This window comes from Arthrobacter sp. H14 (genome assembly GCF_000520495.1).
Classification (GTDB): Bacteria; Actinomycetota; Actinomycetes; order Actinomycetales; family Micrococcaceae; genus Arthrobacter_C.
This window is the reverse complement of the sequence record NZ_AZRX01000411.1, coordinates 1-13665: the sequence shown is the minus strand read 5'-3', so window position 1 is coordinate 13665 and position 13665 is coordinate 1. Positions and strand designations below refer to the sequence as shown.

Sequence of the window (13665 nt, the reverse complement as noted above, 5' to 3'; positions counted from 1 at the left end):
TGCTTGAGACCGTTGTGCTGATCTTTAAGAATGGCGAGGAACTGGTGATCCACGCTATGCCCGCCAGAAGACAATACTGGGACCTGCTGCCCTAATCGCACTCTCGCTCTTGCCGCGAAGCGGGCGCAGATGCCCTTGAGGGATCGGTAACTGAGCAGAGTGTGTCCGGTTGAGGAACCTATTGTGGAGAAGGATGGATAGTTCGAGGCCGGATTGCGCGGGTGTCCCATAGTGGAAGACCGTACTGGACACCCGCGTGAATGGGTTCGGCTCAGCCCTCACATTCGGTGATGCCGGTCTTGGTTTCGATGTGCTGCCGCTCGATGGCACGGTAGACCGTCGAGCGCCCTACGCCGAACAGGTCAGCTACCTCGGCGGTGCTGTATTCGCCGCTGTGCACCAGCGAGACTAGGTGTGCCTCTTGCCGTCGGTTGAGCTTCGGTTGCTTGCCTCGCAATCGCCCCTTGGCCTTGGCGACCTTCATGCCTTCCCGGGTGCGCAGCCGGATCAAGTCGGATTCGAACTCGGCGACCATGGCCAGCACGTTGAACAGTAAGCGTCCAATGGCGTCGGTGGGGTCGTAGACCGAGCCTCCCAAGCTCAGACTGATCTGACGGCTAGTGAGTTCGTCAGCGATTGCGCGAGCGTCAGGTAGCGACCGGGCGAGCCGGTCGAGTTTGGTGACCACGAGTGTGTCACCGCCTCGGCATGCTGCGAGAGCCTCGCGCAGGCCGGGACGTTCGCGGTTGGTGCCGGTCAGACCGTGATCGACATAGATCCGCGCAGTCTCGACCCCCAGACTCAACAAAGCGTTGCGTTGGGCGGTCAAGTCTTGTTGGTCGGTGGAGCATCGGGCATACCCGACAAGCAGCGCGCCCATGGCGCACCTCCAGAGGTGAGGCCGGCTCGAGAGGACTTTCTCGGCTACCGGCAGCGGCTGGCTGCCGCACCTCCTATGGTTCGCCAATCAGGGCTCGGTGGGCAGCTTTAGCACCGGCCATGAAGCCTCGCCGAGCCCCGACGGTGGCGCAGTCGGTAAACCGATCCCGACGATCTCATCGACCCAAACGGCGGAATGGCGTGTCGCAACGATCAGCATTATGACGGAAACGCCAAGATGGTCGGAGGCGCCACGTAGTTTCAACCAGAAGCTGATCCCTCAGCGATAACTGGTGGTATGACCAGTTATACTAGGAGCATGAAGACGGCGATATCGATTCCCGACAGCGACTTCGAACACTTCGAGCGGGTCGCTGCGCGTCATGGCATGAACCGTTCCGAGTTCTTCCGGCGCGCCGGTCGTCATCTTGTCGAGGAGCTTGAGGGCGAAGCGGAGCTCACGGCGCTGGCGAACTCGGTGATCAAACGCGTCGGGCAGCCGTCCGCAGACAGCCCGTTTCTGCAGGAGTCAGAGCGCACGATGCTCGAGAGCACTGGCTGGTGATCTCGCACGGCGATGTCGTTTGGGTCGACTTTGGTTCGCCCCGTGGATCAGAACCAGCAAAGCGTCGGCCGGCGGTGGTCGTGCAGGAGGATTGGTTACTTGCCACCCAAATCGCGACAGTCCTTGTCGTCCCGCTGACGTCGAACGTCGCGCTGGAAGCGTTCCCAGGGAACGTGCTGATACCGGTCGACGCTTCCGGACTCGGCAAAGACTCCGTCGCCGTGGTGTCGCAGGTCGGCCCAGTAACTCGTGAGTTTCTCGAACCGTACCCGGTCGGGCACGTACCCAGTTACGTACTCTCGAAGGTCGCCGAAGGCATCCGTCTGGTCATGGGCGTCTGAGCGCCGATCCTACCTGCGCATTCACCAGTAGCCGATCCGCACTCGGAACTTCATCCGCAAAAACAGTTGCCCCTGATCATTTCCCAGGCGCGCACCCTGCGTACAGGTCGGCCATGATCCCGGCTAATTCCGGGGTCAGATCCGCTGGGGTTGCCGTAACCGGAGTGCGTTCGGCGACAGCCCGATTGATCGACCGCCAGAATTCTTCATCGGAGGGAATGTGATCCGGCCTGCGGATGAACCACACGTACCCCCTCGGCATGGGTGGCACACCGGCATCGGATAGATAGGAATCGATTTCAGCCTCTATTTCCTCGCGATCCTGTCCCGTGAGCGGCTCTTCCCGTTCACGGAGAACGCCATCTTTGAGCTCCTGGACTTTCGTCCGGCCTGATTGTGGACCAGACGGCTGCCGGCACAGATTGGCTTGCCCGGCAGACCAGGCGACGAGGGCCCCCCATCCGTTATCTGTGACAATAACCCATTCCCCCGGGCAGTCCCCGGCCCTAACCTCATCCCATACCGACCCGTAATCCATGATTCGCTCCAATCTGGTGTACGCCCCGCCTGGACAGGGGCGCACACAGCCAACTACGCCTGCGGGAAGTAACAGTTATCGTCCCCATAGCAGTTGAACGCCGGTGTGTTCAGAGCCCGGGCACCGTACCTGGGGTATCCATTAGGTGTGAAGTTCGACGTGAACTGACTGTAGTACTCATCGCTATTGTTGAGCCGGTTGCCGTAGATGATTCCCGAAGTATGACGCGGGTCGCCGCGGGAAATTTTGGTGCTCGCCACGGTATGTACTCCGCAGGTCGAAGGGCCGAGCCAGTTCTTTTCCCAGCACCTCATCCGTGAACTGGTGAAAGACAGCGCCGGGCCGGAATCATAGTCGAGGGCAACCATCCAACGGGTTTGCCTGCCATTGAGATTATTTCGCACAATGACGTCGTATGAACCGATCGCACCATCCTGGTCGCCATAGGCTGCGTTCCCCTTCGTCTCAGATATGTACGAACTCACGAACCGGTGACAGACGCCGCCATACTCACACCAGCCGTCATAATTGATGGCCATGGTGGAGAATCCTATGTCCGTCAGCTCTTTGATCTCAGGCATTTGTGTTTCCAGCGGGACGAAGCCGTCAACGGTCTTGCCCTTTGCATTTTTCTGAATCGTCATACCTTGCCCCGTACAGACCCATTGCTGGTGCTTTTGCTTTACAGCAAGATCCACGCACGGCTGCAACGCTGGCTTGACGATTGCGGCTTGAGTTTCAGTTTCGAGGGCGACCGCGGGAGACATTGTTGATGCGGTGATTGACCCCAGTGCGATGGACAGAGCGATTGCCTTCATAATTTGGCGCGGCTTTGTGAACATGATTTCCCCTTGGTTGAGCACTACGTTTCAAAATGACACCGAAAAGGTGCCTGAAGCGAGGCAAGAGGTGTCGCGGATCATGGTTCCCCCGCTGCCGCAGCGGTACTGCTGACAATTGTTCGGCCCGCGCAATGTTTGCCATTGAGACTTCACGAGCGGCTTGATTTGAAGCTATATGTGAGCAGGTCCGTGGTCAATACCCTGCAACGAAATTGGCAGGAAGAACTTTCGCCCGTCATTGGCAGGGAACCTGGAAACTCGACACCATCAGTTCGTTCGACCCGTTCCTGCCTGACTTCATTCCCGGGATGATCCTCGACTGGGCAGTGTCTTCTTCGGCGCGTACCGCGACCTTCCGCGCCCGGCCGATGCCACAACCGCACCGGATGGTTCCCTCGGCCCCGCAGAGTTTCAGGTTCCGGTACAGGGTCGCCCGTGACCAATTGACTGCGTCGGCGGCTTGGGTTGCGGTCTTTCCATCTGCGAGCAGCCTACGCGCGGCCGAGACCTCGTTCTCCACCTTCTCGGGATCCGGAGCCTTCTTACCAAATTTGACGCCGCGGGCTTGGGCGGCAGCCACGCCTGCACGGACCCGTTCGTTGATCAGTTCGCGTTCGTACTCGGCCAGGGTTGCGAACAATCCCAATCGCATACGACCCTGCGCCGTGGACGGATCGGTCTACGGGGTGATTCGAAGATTTACTGGAGGCCTAATCGCTTACCGGACTGGCGAGCTTTGTATATAGCTTTGATCGCTCTCGGTTCGGAAGCAGAGTTGTCGATGACGAGGTCTGCTCGCTCCCAAGGCCGCGCCGTGGCGAAGTAGATGCGTTGCCCTCCGACGTAACGCCGCATCGATGGGTGCTCCGGGGCCGGGTCTGATCCGTCCCGGATCGCCATTCGACGTGCTGTCTCATCGAATGACACATCGAGAAACAGCGAGTAATCCCAGACGTCGACGAGTTCGTCCCGGTGCAAGAACATGCCCTCAATAATGACCACCGCATCTGCCGCGCATTGGTTAGGCGCCGGTTGTGTAGCCATATCGTGCGAGGGGTCGAATGACGCCGTACGATACGCTCCGCTACCTGATGGGAGCAGCGGTTCGATGACGGTCATCCAGAACGTCAAGGCTGGTGTTGGCTTCAGCCATCTCAACCAGCGGCATATTCTCCCGCGTCCCGAAGTGCGAAGGATCCGTGCTGCTGTCGGGATAACAGAATGTGGTTCGCTCAAGTGCATGTGCTGCAAGAATCAAGTGAGACGAGCCGAAGCGGACTGAACCGCCCGATGCGTGACCTCTGTAGTTGAGCGAACCGTATTTCGGCCGATGACTTGTCGGCTCATGATCGTAGGCACCGCCGAAAATTCGATGTTCCCAATTCCAACGGTCACCACCCGGGTGCGCCGTTAATCCACCGTTGCTCGTGCCGGTTTCGAACTGTGAACGGTAAACACCGTCCACGGCCAAATGCGAAAGTAAAAGCACTTCTCCCACTGGACGGTCTGGGTGGAAGTGAATAGTCACCTGCAGATCCGATGCCAACGGAGGGCCGCCAACCGCTAAGCCCTGGACATTACCGACCGCACGGTGCCAGGGTGCGTTATCCCTTGCACTATTCACACAGCAAACTCTAGCGACCTAAACACGTCAATCAACTTGGAGAGCCCGGGGCAGCCGGTGAAGAACTGCTGGAGGGGTGATCCAGCAGTCCGATTGCGGGATCGGCTACCGGTACTTCGGCTCCTCCTTATGTTGATGAAGCCAAGGTTGGTCGGATTAAGGGTCGATAAGGCCTTCGTGCGTTGACCAGAAGTCGGCCATGGGTCGCGGTTGACCCAAGAGTAAGTCTTCAAGGTACAGGAGGTGCGTATGCCAACCGGGCAGGTAATTGACAGCCTCGATCCCGAGCCCATCGTGCGTCAAAGCCAAGTGAGTTGTACTGCCAACTGGGGTGAGTTCAATCAGCACATGCGAGAGTGGCTCGTCCGGGAATTCCCATGTCATGCGTAACAGCTGTTCCGGTTCGCATTCCAAAATCTGACTGGTACAGAAATAATCTTCCCCGTGCTCAACGGTCACGACATCGCCGCCGACGAACCGCCCAGAGGTTAATGCCCCTAGCCAGTGGGGCAACGCCTCCGGGTCAGTAAGGCCCCACCAAAGACGGTCCGGAGGAACTGCAATAGACCAGCTATGAGATACGCGTTCATTAGCAGGTTGAATAGAACGAGTGATGAGAGGCATGACCGGAGCCTAACGCGCTTTTCCACATTCTGGCTCGAACACCGCTGAAACCGTAGAACCAATGCATTACGCTGTCGTTGCGTTAGGCACCCAAGAAAGTGCCCGCATGCCGACCCCTCAGCGACTTCCAGGCCGGCCTCGATAGATAGAGTCCTAGCATGGCTGTTTTGACCGTCCCTGCCGTTACTTGGCACCGAGCGTGGCTTGAAGCGCACGAGGAGTGGGGGCCGGGCCTGCACGAAGACGGTTTTGGGCTACTGCCCGACGACGACACTAGATCGGCTGTCGGCTTCACATCCTGGGTGCGACGGCTCTCCGACGATGAGCGATGCTCGTACTGGTGGATTACAGATGGCGAACAGATCCTCGGCGGAATCGCACTGCGGCACGCGTCCAACCCACTTGTGCCGCGAGCCGGCCACGTAGGCTACGGGATTCGATCATCAGCGCGCGGGCGCGGGCTGGCAAGTTGGGCGGTAGCTCTGATGGTCGAGGAGGCACACATCCTCGGCATAGATCGGGTCTTGGCCGTCTGTGAGTCCGACAACATCGCGTCAGCGAAGACCATCGAGCGCCAGGGTGGCGTGCTCGATGAGGCATCAAAAGAAAGTACTGTCCTGCGCTACTGGATCGAGACCACCCCGCCATACGGGTAGGTCACTTTTCCTGATGGCAGCACCGTTAGAGGATCCGGTTACTGACACGAGCCCAGCCTCAGGCTGAGGATTAGGTCGTTACGCTCGGGGACGAATTGGTTGACTGCAAAGGGGCACCCGGATTGACTGAGCAGATGCGAAGTGTATTGGTGCTTGGTGGTACAGCTTGGCTCGGCCGTGAGATCATCGAACAGCTATTGGCAAGCGGTGTTGAGGTGACATGCTTGGCGCGCGGCGAGTCGGGAGCGCCTCCCGCCGGAGCCCACTTCGTACAAGTCGACCGAACGGCGGCCGGTGCCTACACAGCGGTGGCAGCCCAGCAATGGGATGAAGTCATTGAACTCGCCTACGAGCCCGCACTCGTGACGGGAGCGCTGGAAGCATTGGCTGCGAAGGCCAAGCATTGGACTTTGATCTCGTCCGTCTCCGTGTACGCGAGCAACACTGAAGCCAACGCGGACGAATCCGCCGACCTGCTCGCCCCAGTGGATTTGGAGGACTACGGCCAGGCGAAAGTGGCTGCCGAACAAGCTTCGAAGGAAGCGCTAGGCGACCGGCTCCTCGTCGTCCGGCCGGGATTGATTGCCGGTCCAGGCGATGGAAGCGACAGATTCAGCTACTGGGTCAGCCGCTTTGCCCATGCCGGTAACGAACCGGTTCTTACGCCAGAGACCGACAACCGGGCGGTGCAGGTGATCGACATACAGGATCTGGCCACCTGGATTGTGAAAGCAGGCCAGGAAAGCGTTACCGGAGTCATTAACGCCACCGGCGACCAGCACCAACTGGCAGAAGTTCTTACCCTGGCCGCAGATGTAGCGGGTTTCACCGGCCACATGACCAGCGCGGACGACGAGTGGCTCGTCCAGAACGATGTTCGGTACTGGGCCGGTCCAAGAGCACTGCCGCTATGGCTGCCCAAACCCGATGTATCATTCGCGCAAAGAGACAACTCAGCATTCCATACCGCCGGTGGGAACCTCAGCGATCTCCGACAGACAATGCTGCGGACACTAGATGATGAGAAGAGCCGTGGTCTCGGCCGGGTACGCAGATCTGGGCTGAGCCGTGGCGAAGAATTGAAACTGCTCGACCAGCTTTCGAAAGAATCAAGTCTGCAATACCGCTGAGCCGGCCGCCCCGCGACTGATTCATCAACCAAGCCCGCCCAAGACGATGTCCGGTGAGGGATCCGCTTGCGTACGACTCGGTTGCTCAGAGTTGGAGCTTCAGGCCCTCGTGCGATGCCATGAAACCGAGGCGTTCGTAGAAGCGGTGGGCGTCTGTACGGGTCTTGTCTGTAGTTAGCTGCACTATGTCGCAGCCGCGCCGCCGCGCTTCCTCAATGGCCCACTCGAACATCGCGGAGCCGAGTCCCTGGCTGCGGTAGTCGTCGTGCACCCGCACGGCCTCGATTTGGGCGCGCAGGGCACCACGGCGGGCCAGGCCGGGAATGAAAGACAGCTGCAAAGTGCCCACGGCCAACGCACCGTCACTTGCGACGATGAGCAACTGGTGGGGATCGGCGTCGATCGCCTCAAACGCCCGCCGGTAGAGCCGCGGGTCTTCATCATCGGTCACGCTCTCCCGTGTACTCCCGAGCGGATCAGCGATGAGGAGGCCCACAAGAGCGGGAAGATCCTCTAATGTTGCCCGGCGCAGCCCTACGGTCGAGGAAGCCAACGACAAGATCGATAGTGGTGCAGTCACCCTTTCAGTATCCAGCACCTCACTCGTACCGCAGGACGATCCCACACCGCGCCACCTTCTTGGGTCTGTCTATCGCGACACCGAAGAGGGACGATATGCGCACTGAAGTCGTTGTTTTCTGCTGGGCGAGGCGGTCGCGCGTAGTTGAGAAGCGTGATCATGGTTGCACTCAACCTGTCACGTCTACAGTTCAAGCAGAAGAGTGTCCGAGCCTCCGTTGCGGCCGACGTTTACAAAACCCAAGCGGTCGTAGAGAGCCCGAGCCCTATTCCCGTCCTCCACACTGAGACTTATTGCACGACACCCCCGGGCAGCACCGTGTGCGATCAGACTCTTTATAAGTGCGCTGCCAACACCAACCCCACGGTGACCCGGAAACACCCCGACGGTGAGCTCAGGAACATCAACATCCACGAAACCATAGCCCGCATCGTCCGCCGCAAAAGTGCGACACCAAGCCGCACCAACGGCGACATCCTTCTTGGTTTCAGCGATGACTCCGAAGTCTCCTGCCCGGGGCCAACCTGTCAGGTAGTGCGATAGTTCGGGCTTGCTCATCAGCTGTTCGTAGGTGAAGCGGTCTTCGCCGTTCCAATTCATCGCTTCGAGTGCCGCCAAAGACAGAATCTTCGTGTCCCCGGCGGTGGATTCCCGGATGGTGAGTTCTTCAAACGCCATGCTTACACGCTACCCCCGTTGTATATGTCGATGGTCGAGCGGGCACCTTCAGTCGGATGCTAACTAGTGTCGACGAGTGGTTGTCCCAGCCTAGGCCGCCACTTCAAGGATGATCTCTAGGCCGTCTTCCTCGTCCCACTGCTCACCGACCGTGGTGAACCCGTAGCTCTCTACGAGAGCGCGAGATGCAACGTTCTCAGGGCTAACAGTCGCCCGAACGACTCTAACCGCCGGGTGAGCCCGGGCGATGGCGAGCAACGTTTCAAGGGCTTCCCGAGCGTAACCCCTTCGCCGGTGCCCAGGGTCAATTCGGTATCCAACCTCGACCATGCCATCCGCATTAGGTGGCCCATGAAAGCCCGCCAAGCCGACGGGGGCGACTGCGCCAGGGACGAGCACGTACCGCGTTACCCAAGGGGCGTCCGCGGGAGCGCACGTAATCTGCTCGCTCCTCATGCGCCAGAGACCAGCGCATTCCGCGCCGACCAGATAGGGCGTCAGGCAGTGCTTCCCATCGGGCACAACCGTGCCTTGAGCCAGGCCATGAAGAACAAATGCAGGAACCTCAACAAGCGAGAGCTTTGATCGTTGCGGGTCGGGATGATGCCATGCTCGGCTACTGATCGTCACCTGGACATCCTTCCACGTCCCAAATCGTGTCTCATTAGAGGTTCGGCTTACGGCACACTGGTCGACCGGCTTGCGGGCCCAAGCGCCTTCGAGTGTTACTTACTTCAAGACCTATGCCCAGAGTGCAGGCGATGCACCTTGCGACTCGGATGGAGGCCCCTAAGTCGAGTCTCTCGGCCTATAGGCTTCGGTCCACTTGAACCAAATATTTTCAATTGTTTTCGTACTGTTGGGGGATTCACCTAGACTAGGGCAGGTCTGGACCTCTGCGCTTCCTGCTCGGCGAGCCGGCGCTCCGCTACCCGCTTTGCTTGAGGCGACTTTCCACCGTGCCGGGCGCAGCGCTTCTGCCCCCCGCATCGCCGGAGCCGTGCATGTACCCCCGGAACGCTTCTTCGCACCACGCTCAGCCATACGCGTCTCTTCTCTTAGTGCATTTTGTCTTTGGGCGAGTTGTACTTGGATGCCATCGCAGCCACAGTTGGATGGTCCTCGTCGAAGCCGCCTATTTCGACCATGGCCGTTCCGTCAAGCGAAAGCTCGCGCAAGGGGTCACTGCTGAACTCGCAATGGTCCATTTGAATGAAACCAATCGCCGGAGGTTCCGGGGATTCCCCTCGAAAACTTGGCGACGTTGCATTGAACCGGCAGTGCTGAAACGTGTATCCACCCATGTCGACGCTGCCGTCGAGAAGGACTTGAGTTCCCTCGAAGTTGCAGTTGAAGGAGTGGATTTTTAGGTCTTCATATGCACCCGGGGCGTCCGAGTCGGGTGGCCAACCGAAGTTGATGCTTCCCCCCGAAAAACGACAGTTACGGAACGACAACACGCCTCCTCGGTCGTAGGAGTCGAATAGCACTTCCGTGGCATGGAAGTCACACCCGTCAAATTCCATCGCACTGACAGGAGAGCCTGAAAAACTCAATGAGCCATAATCGAACCGAAGCCCACTGAGCCGATTCTTCAACCTCACATTCCTGATGCGCACGTCGGCCCCAGGCCAGCCGGGATTGTTCCGTTCCAATACGGCGCGATCGAAGATGGTGCTCCAGATCGTCTCCCATTCAGGGCCTTGAGATTCAACTGTGTCTGTATCGTTCGCACCGAGCGCGAGATAGGTAGTCAGGAGATCGATGCACACTTGGCGCTCCTTGACGTTGCGTTCTTCGCTCCAATCATCAGCGAGAGAAGCTAACGCGTAGATACCAGCTAAACGTATGGGTCGAGATTCGCTTCCAAGCTGATCTGCGGCGCTCACGTACCTGTCGCGCAATTTAGTGATGCTGTCTGATCGGTGCTGATCTTGTTGCAGGCGAAGCAACTCGAGCATGGTTAGGTGATCTTCGTCAGTCGTCTTCTGACGTCGAAACGACAGGTAGAGGGTGATTCCGAGGCCCAACGCCGCAGCAGTAGTTACAGCTGACTGCACGACTTGTTGCAGTTCCCTTGCCGTAAGGGGCTGTTCTAAAGTCCACGGCAAAAATTGGCCCCTGAGGATGAAGGTAAAAGCGCCAACCAGAACGGCGATGGCAATCGTTGCAAGCACAAGCCAGAGAAATAGATTGCGTAGTGGGACTGGTTTTGTCACCGTGCCATGCTCTGGGCGGGGATTACTGGAGGCGGCCATTGTCGCATCATATCGGCACTCGGGAACGGTGCTAGCTATTCGACCGAACCCCGGTTTGTCTGCGGCGGATCGTAGTCTTGGCCCTAGCAATCCTTGGTGTTCGTGATGCGTCCGCTCCCCTAGAGACCCGTGACCGTCCCTCGTGAAGACGTCCGGTGAAGGATCGTTTAGCGCGTCGCTTTCACCCTTCACTCGCCCGTAGCCACCGAGCTAGATGCTTCAAACCGCGTGGGCGTTGTCGGCCAGCGCTCATGGCCGCCCTCCCTGTTCTAATTGAGGTATGGGGCACTGGGTAGCAGTAACGAAGCATGTCTTCCAGCGACGTTACTCATCGGTTGATGTCTCCATCGTCGTGATCGCCGGGAGCACCGGGATCGTGCTCATCGATACGGGAGGAAGTCCTGCCGAAGCGGACGAGCTTCTGGGTGATCTGAACGAACAGTTCGGGCTGCCGGTAGTAGCGATCATCAACACCCATGCACATTATGATCACTGTTTCGGGAATCACCGGATGGTCGAAAGGACCGCGGCTCCCGTCTACGGTCATCACCTCGTCGGTGAACACTTCAGACAGTACGAACAACCACGGCTGTCCGCTCAACAAGCCAACCCGCTGCTGGAACCAGAGATGCAGTGGGACAATGTTCACTTGCTAGAACCAACTCACCCAGTCCATAAGAGGGCGGTGATAGAACTCGACGACAACTGCATCGAGCTCCTACCGTTGGCGCCGGCTCACTCGAGCACTAACTTGGTTGTGTTTTTGCCACAGCAACGGATCTGGATTGTCGGGGACATCGTCGAAGAATCAGCTCTGCCCATGTACAGCGCCGGAAGTGACACTTTCGGGTGGCCAGCAGCGCTCGAAAGCCTGGTGGGCAGCATGATCGACGATGACCTGATCATTCCGGGCCACGGAAGCGTCGTAGACCGGGGCTTCGTAATACAACAGCTGGAGCTACTGCAGCATATGGCCTGCAGCGTCCGCCAAGGCTGGATCCAAGGCCTCAGCGAAAGCGAGGTCATTCGTGGACTAACGAAAAAGACCCCGTTTTCTCAAACGGCCATAGAAAGCGCAGTCACTCAGGGATATAAACACCTCAGCAATGGCCGTCGAGCTACTTGTCTGACCTCACCGACAACCTCGATCCCAAACGCGACAACGAACTAGTCCCGTAAGCGGATCGGCTTACGGGCATGCTGTGGGCCTGAGTATGGTTAGGCTCGCAGGGTGTCCATCAATCGAAATCCCCAGGTGATCGTGCTGAACGGCGGGTCGAGTTCCGGCAAGTCCTCAATTGCTAGAGCGCTTCAGGAAATCCTCCCGGGCCTCTGGTTGACGTTCGGCGTCGATACGTTCATCGATGCTCTTCCTAATGGGGGTGACAGCCCGCGCGCGGGAATCACCTACGAGCAGGACGGCACGATCACCTTCACCACTGAGCATCGGGCTTTAGAACGCAGCTGATATACCGGACTCAGCAGTATGGCCTTGGCAGGGGCCTACATGATCCTCGATGAGGCCCTTCTCTCCGGGGGTGCTGGACAGGAGCGAATACGGTCAACGTTCAGCGAGGTTAAGCTGATTTGGGTGGGAGTGCACTGCAACCCAGACGTAGCCGCATCCCGCGAGGCACAACGCTCTGACCGCGTTGAAGGAATGGCGCGACAGCAAGCCCTGAGCGTGCACGCCGGGGTTGTCTACGACGTAGAGGTCGACACCACATATCGCTCGACCGAAGAGTGCGCGCGCGACGTCGCCGGCCAGCTCTCGCTCGGTGCATCCGCCCGCTGAAGCATCGGCCCGGTGAGGGATCCTCGCCGCGACAAATGCAGCCGAACGCCGGACCTAAGGGAGTACTACCGGCTTATGAAGGTACCCCGCGGACGACTTGGAGAGGGCCTTCGTCAACCGTGGGAGGCTCGAATCCTTCGTAGTATTCAGCGGCCACAACGTCGCTAAGCTGCACTTCATTTGGAGAGGTGCCATTCCGATTCCTAACGCCCCGAAGAGCAATCTTTCGGGGCGTGGACACATAAATCGTCTTCGGAATAACTCCAAGGGGCTCCACGAGTCGACGGTAATCGTCTCGCATCGAGCGTGACCAGAAGGAGTAGTCGAGGACGACATCAAAACCGCGCTCAATGAGTGTCACCAATTGCACACGAAGCTCGCCTTCGATCTCCCTCGCCGCCCCTTCCGGGAGCGGCTGGGACAGGTAGCCCTGCGCCCAAGCCTCCTCGTCAATAGAAAGCCGAGTAAATCCTTGTGATTGAAGTTCTTGAGCCACGGTGGACTTACCTGCACCAGGCGGGGGAATCGAAGCGGGAGAATCCCCCGAAGAAGCGCTGAGACGCGAACTGCGGGAAGAAGTCGGTCTTGGACTCGACGCTACGCCGCTACCCCACGTTTGGCGTCAGGAGTTTGCAGAGAACTCGCTGGCCGCCGGCTTCGAGGGGGCGGCCAATGACTACTTCCCGCCGCGTCGATCGCTTTGTGCCCCAAGGCCTCTGGGCTCTCGAAAGCCTGCACGAAGAAGGACTGGACTACTTCAAATGGTGGACCTTGGAGGAAATAAGCAATGCCAGCCCGGCTCATGTGTTCTCACCCCGTGGGCTCGCGGCATTACTTCCTTCCATCACACGGGAGCCCGGAATGACGATGACAAGCCCCCGCACCCTCGGCCTCTAAAATCCGTTGAGAGATCTTATACGGCGCATGACTAACTACCGTATACAGGCAGGATGGGCGCGATGGCGACCTGCCTGTGTCTTTACCGTCCCGTAACCGGATCCCTCAGCGGCACGTGTGCCCGCTTCGCGGCAAGAGCGAGAGTGCGATTAGGGCAGCAGGTCCCAGTATTGTCTTCTGGCGGGCATAGCGTGGATCACCAGTTCCTCGCCATTCTTAAAGATCAGCACAACGGTCTCAAGCAAGCGAGCCCGCGTG

Annotated in this window: 18 protein-coding genes and 3 pseudogenes; 8 read left to right on the top strand and 13 right to left on the bottom strand. The window is 58.8% G+C overall.

What is annotated here, in order from left to right; genetic code table 11:
* Positions 1-271: 271 nt before the first annotated feature.
* Positions 272-880 carry a recombinase family protein gene (locus Y707_RS0100340; protein WP_173401430.1) on the bottom strand — a complete coding sequence of 203 codons (609 nt, stop codon included), beginning with the start codon at positions 878-880 and terminating at the stop codon, positions 272-274.
* A gap of 318 nt (positions 881-1198) precedes the next feature.
* Between Y707_RS0100340 and Y707_RS0100335 the strand changes: the two genes are divergently transcribed.
* A complete protein-coding gene (locus tag Y707_RS0100335; protein ID WP_026533642.1) occupies positions 1199-1444 on the top strand; it encodes a ribbon-helix-helix domain-containing protein in 246 nt (81 codons plus the stop codon).
* The gene (locus tag Y707_RS0100330; RefSeq protein ID WP_026533641.1) at positions 1441-1785 is read left to right on the top strand and encodes a type II toxin-antitoxin system PemK/MazF family toxin; all 345 of its coding nucleotides are present in this window, start codon (positions 1441-1443) and stop codon (positions 1783-1785) included. Before Y707_RS0100335 ends, Y707_RS0100330 begins: the two co-directional genes overlap by 4 nt.
* Positions 1786-1861: 76 nt before the next feature.
* Here the strand turns inward: Y707_RS0100330 and Y707_RS22195 are convergent, their stop codons facing one another.
* From Y707_RS22195 to Y707_RS28625, 6 genes are all read right to left on the bottom strand, one after another.
* Entirely contained in the window at positions 1862-2323 is a 462-nt protein-coding gene (locus Y707_RS22195) for a DUF5956 family protein (RefSeq protein WP_051441483.1), read from the bottom strand.
* A 53-nt stretch (positions 2324-2376) separates the two neighbouring features.
* Entirely contained in the window at positions 2377-3165 is a 789-nt protein-coding gene (locus tag Y707_RS0100320; protein WP_155852611.1) for a hypothetical protein, read from the bottom strand.
* Between the two features lie 235 nt (positions 3166-3400).
* Complete coding sequence (locus Y707_RS28635) at positions 3401-3811, bottom strand: helix-turn-helix domain-containing protein (RefSeq protein ID WP_253904999.1); 411 nt, start codon at positions 3809-3811, stop codon at positions 3401-3403.
* A gap of 53 nt (positions 3812-3864) precedes the next feature.
* Complete coding sequence (locus tag Y707_RS28630) at positions 3865-4149, bottom strand: nucleoside/nucleotide kinase family protein (RefSeq protein ID WP_216699175.1); 285 nt, start codon at positions 4147-4149, stop codon at positions 3865-3867.
* A 100-nt stretch (positions 4150-4249) separates the two neighbouring features.
* Positions 4250-4693: a DUF3626 domain-containing protein gene (locus Y707_RS22180; protein WP_253904998.1), complete on the bottom strand. Its 444-nt coding sequence runs from the start codon at positions 4691-4693 to the stop codon at positions 4250-4252.
* 252 nt (positions 4694-4945) lie between these two features.
* Complete coding sequence (locus tag Y707_RS28625; RefSeq protein ID WP_081744516.1) at positions 4946-5413, bottom strand: SRPBCC domain-containing protein; 468 nt, start codon at positions 5411-5413, stop codon at positions 4946-4948.
* Positions 5414-5571: 158 nt separating this feature from the next.
* On the opposite strand from Y707_RS28625, the gene Y707_RS0100295 reads away from it, so the two are divergent.
* Both Y707_RS0100295 and Y707_RS0100290 read left to right on the top strand, forming a co-directional pair.
* Positions 5572-6069 carry a GNAT family N-acetyltransferase gene (locus Y707_RS0100295; RefSeq protein WP_026533638.1) on the top strand — a complete coding sequence of 166 codons (498 nt, stop codon included), beginning with the start codon at positions 5572-5574 and terminating at the stop codon, positions 6067-6069.
* A 134-nt stretch (positions 6070-6203) separates the two neighbouring features.
* On the top strand, positions 6204-7199 hold the full coding sequence (locus Y707_RS0100290) for an NAD-dependent epimerase/dehydratase family protein (RefSeq protein ID WP_026533637.1): 996 nt from the start codon (positions 6204-6206) through the stop codon (positions 7197-7199).
* Between the two features lie 85 nt (positions 7200-7284).
* Here Y707_RS0100290 and Y707_RS0100285 read toward each other — a convergent pair whose 3' ends face one another.
* The 4 genes from Y707_RS0100285 to Y707_RS0100270 all read right to left on the bottom strand — a co-directional run bounded on the left by Y707_RS0100285 (position 7285) and on the right by Y707_RS0100270 (position 10715).
* On the bottom strand, positions 7285-7779 hold the full coding sequence (locus Y707_RS0100285; RefSeq protein ID WP_253904997.1) for a GNAT family N-acetyltransferase: 495 nt from the start codon (positions 7777-7779) through the stop codon (positions 7285-7287).
* A gap of 183 nt (positions 7780-7962) precedes the next feature.
* Positions 7963-8457: a GNAT family N-acetyltransferase gene (locus Y707_RS0100280; RefSeq protein ID WP_026533635.1), complete on the bottom strand. Its 495-nt coding sequence runs from the start codon at positions 8455-8457 to the stop codon at positions 7963-7965.
* A gap of 90 nt (positions 8458-8547) precedes the next feature.
* Positions 8548-8913 (bottom strand): GNAT family N-acetyltransferase, encoded by a 366-nt coding sequence (locus Y707_RS32430; RefSeq protein ID WP_275451176.1) that lies wholly within the window; start codon positions 8911-8913, stop codon positions 8548-8550.
* A 602-nt stretch (positions 8914-9515) separates the two neighbouring features.
* Positions 9516-10715, bottom strand: coding sequence for a hypothetical protein (locus Y707_RS0100270; protein ID WP_155852610.1), 1200 nt, complete (start codon positions 10713-10715; stop codon positions 9516-9518).
* Between the two features lie 280 nt (positions 10716-10995).
* On the opposite strand from Y707_RS0100270, the gene Y707_RS29355 reads away from it, so the two are divergent.
* On the top strand, positions 10996-11886 hold the full coding sequence (locus Y707_RS29355; protein WP_081744515.1) for an MBL fold metallo-hydrolase: 891 nt from the start codon (positions 10996-10998) through the stop codon (positions 11884-11886).
* A gap of 60 nt (positions 11887-11946) precedes the next feature.
* Positions 11947-12510 (top strand): annotated as a pseudogene (locus tag Y707_RS32425) (chloramphenicol phosphotransferase CPT family protein).
* A gap of 73 nt (positions 12511-12583) precedes the next feature.
* Here the strand turns inward: Y707_RS32425 and Y707_RS33340 are convergent.
* Positions 12584-13036 carry a P-loop nucleotide/nucleoside kinase family protein gene (locus Y707_RS33340; RefSeq protein WP_026533630.1) on the bottom strand — a complete coding sequence of 151 codons (453 nt, stop codon included), beginning with the start codon at positions 13034-13036 and terminating at the stop codon, positions 12584-12586.
* Between Y707_RS33340 and Y707_RS32420 the strand changes: the two are divergent.
* Both Y707_RS32420 and Y707_RS32415 read left to right on the top strand, forming a co-directional pair.
* A pseudogene (locus Y707_RS32420) lies at positions 13008-13106 on the top strand (NUDIX domain-containing protein); the annotation flags it as partial. The gene Y707_RS33340 and the pseudogene Y707_RS32420 overlap by 29 nt on opposite strands.
* Positions 13107-13182: 76 nt before the next feature.
* On the top strand, positions 13183-13407 hold the full coding sequence (locus Y707_RS32415; protein WP_253905000.1) for a hypothetical protein: 225 nt from the start codon (positions 13183-13185) through the stop codon (positions 13405-13407).
* A 149-nt stretch (positions 13408-13556) separates the two neighbouring features.
* Here the strand turns inward: Y707_RS32415 and Y707_RS32410 are convergent.
* Positions 13557-13665: pseudogene (locus Y707_RS32410) on the bottom strand (toxin); the annotation flags it as partial.

Bases quoted from the DNA above. Each gene is read 5' to 3' on its own strand.
- Y707_RS0100340 (WP_173401430.1), bottom strand. From the start codon at position 880: ATGGGCGCGCTGCTTGTCGGGTATGCCCGATGCTCCACCGACCAACAA.
- Y707_RS0100335 (WP_026533642.1), top strand. From the start codon at position 1,199: ATGAAGACGGCGATATCGATTCCCGACAGCGACTTCGAACACTTCGAG.
- Y707_RS22195 (WP_051441483.1), bottom strand. From the start codon at position 2,323: ATGGATTACGGGTCGGTATGGGATGAGGTTAGGGCCGGGGACTGCCCG.
- Y707_RS0100320 (WP_155852611.1), bottom strand. From the start codon at position 3,165: ATGTTCACAAAGCCGCGCCAAATTATGAAGGCAATCGCTCTGTCCATC.
- Y707_RS28630 (WP_216699175.1), bottom strand. From the start codon at position 4,149: ATGTTCTTGCACCGGGACGAACTCGTCGACGTCTGGGATTACTCGCTG.
- Y707_RS28625 (WP_081744516.1), bottom strand. From the start codon at position 5,413: ATGCCTCTCATCACTCGTTCTATTCAACCTGCTAATGAACGCGTATCT.
- Y707_RS0100295 (WP_026533638.1), top strand. From the start codon at position 5,572: ATGGCTGTTTTGACCGTCCCTGCCGTTACTTGGCACCGAGCGTGGCTT.
- Y707_RS0100290 (WP_026533637.1), top strand. From the start codon at position 6,204: ATGCGAAGTGTATTGGTGCTTGGTGGTACAGCTTGGCTCGGCCGTGAG.
- Y707_RS0100280 (WP_026533635.1), bottom strand. From the start codon at position 8,457: ATGGCGTTTGAAGAACTCACCATCCGGGAATCCACCGCCGGGGACACG.
- Y707_RS32430 (WP_275451176.1), bottom strand. From the start codon at position 8,913: ATGAGGAGCGAGCAGATTACGTGCGCTCCCGCGGACGCCCCTTGGGTA.
- Y707_RS0100270 (WP_155852610.1), bottom strand. From the start codon at position 10,715: ATGGCCGCCTCCAGTAATCCCCGCCCAGAGCATGGCACGGTGACAAAA.
- Y707_RS29355 (WP_081744515.1), top strand. From the start codon at position 10,996: ATGGGGCACTGGGTAGCAGTAACGAAGCATGTCTTCCAGCGACGTTAC.
- Y707_RS32415 (WP_253905000.1), top strand. From the start codon at position 13,183: ATGACTACTTCCCGCCGCGTCGATCGCTTTGTGCCCCAAGGCCTCTGG.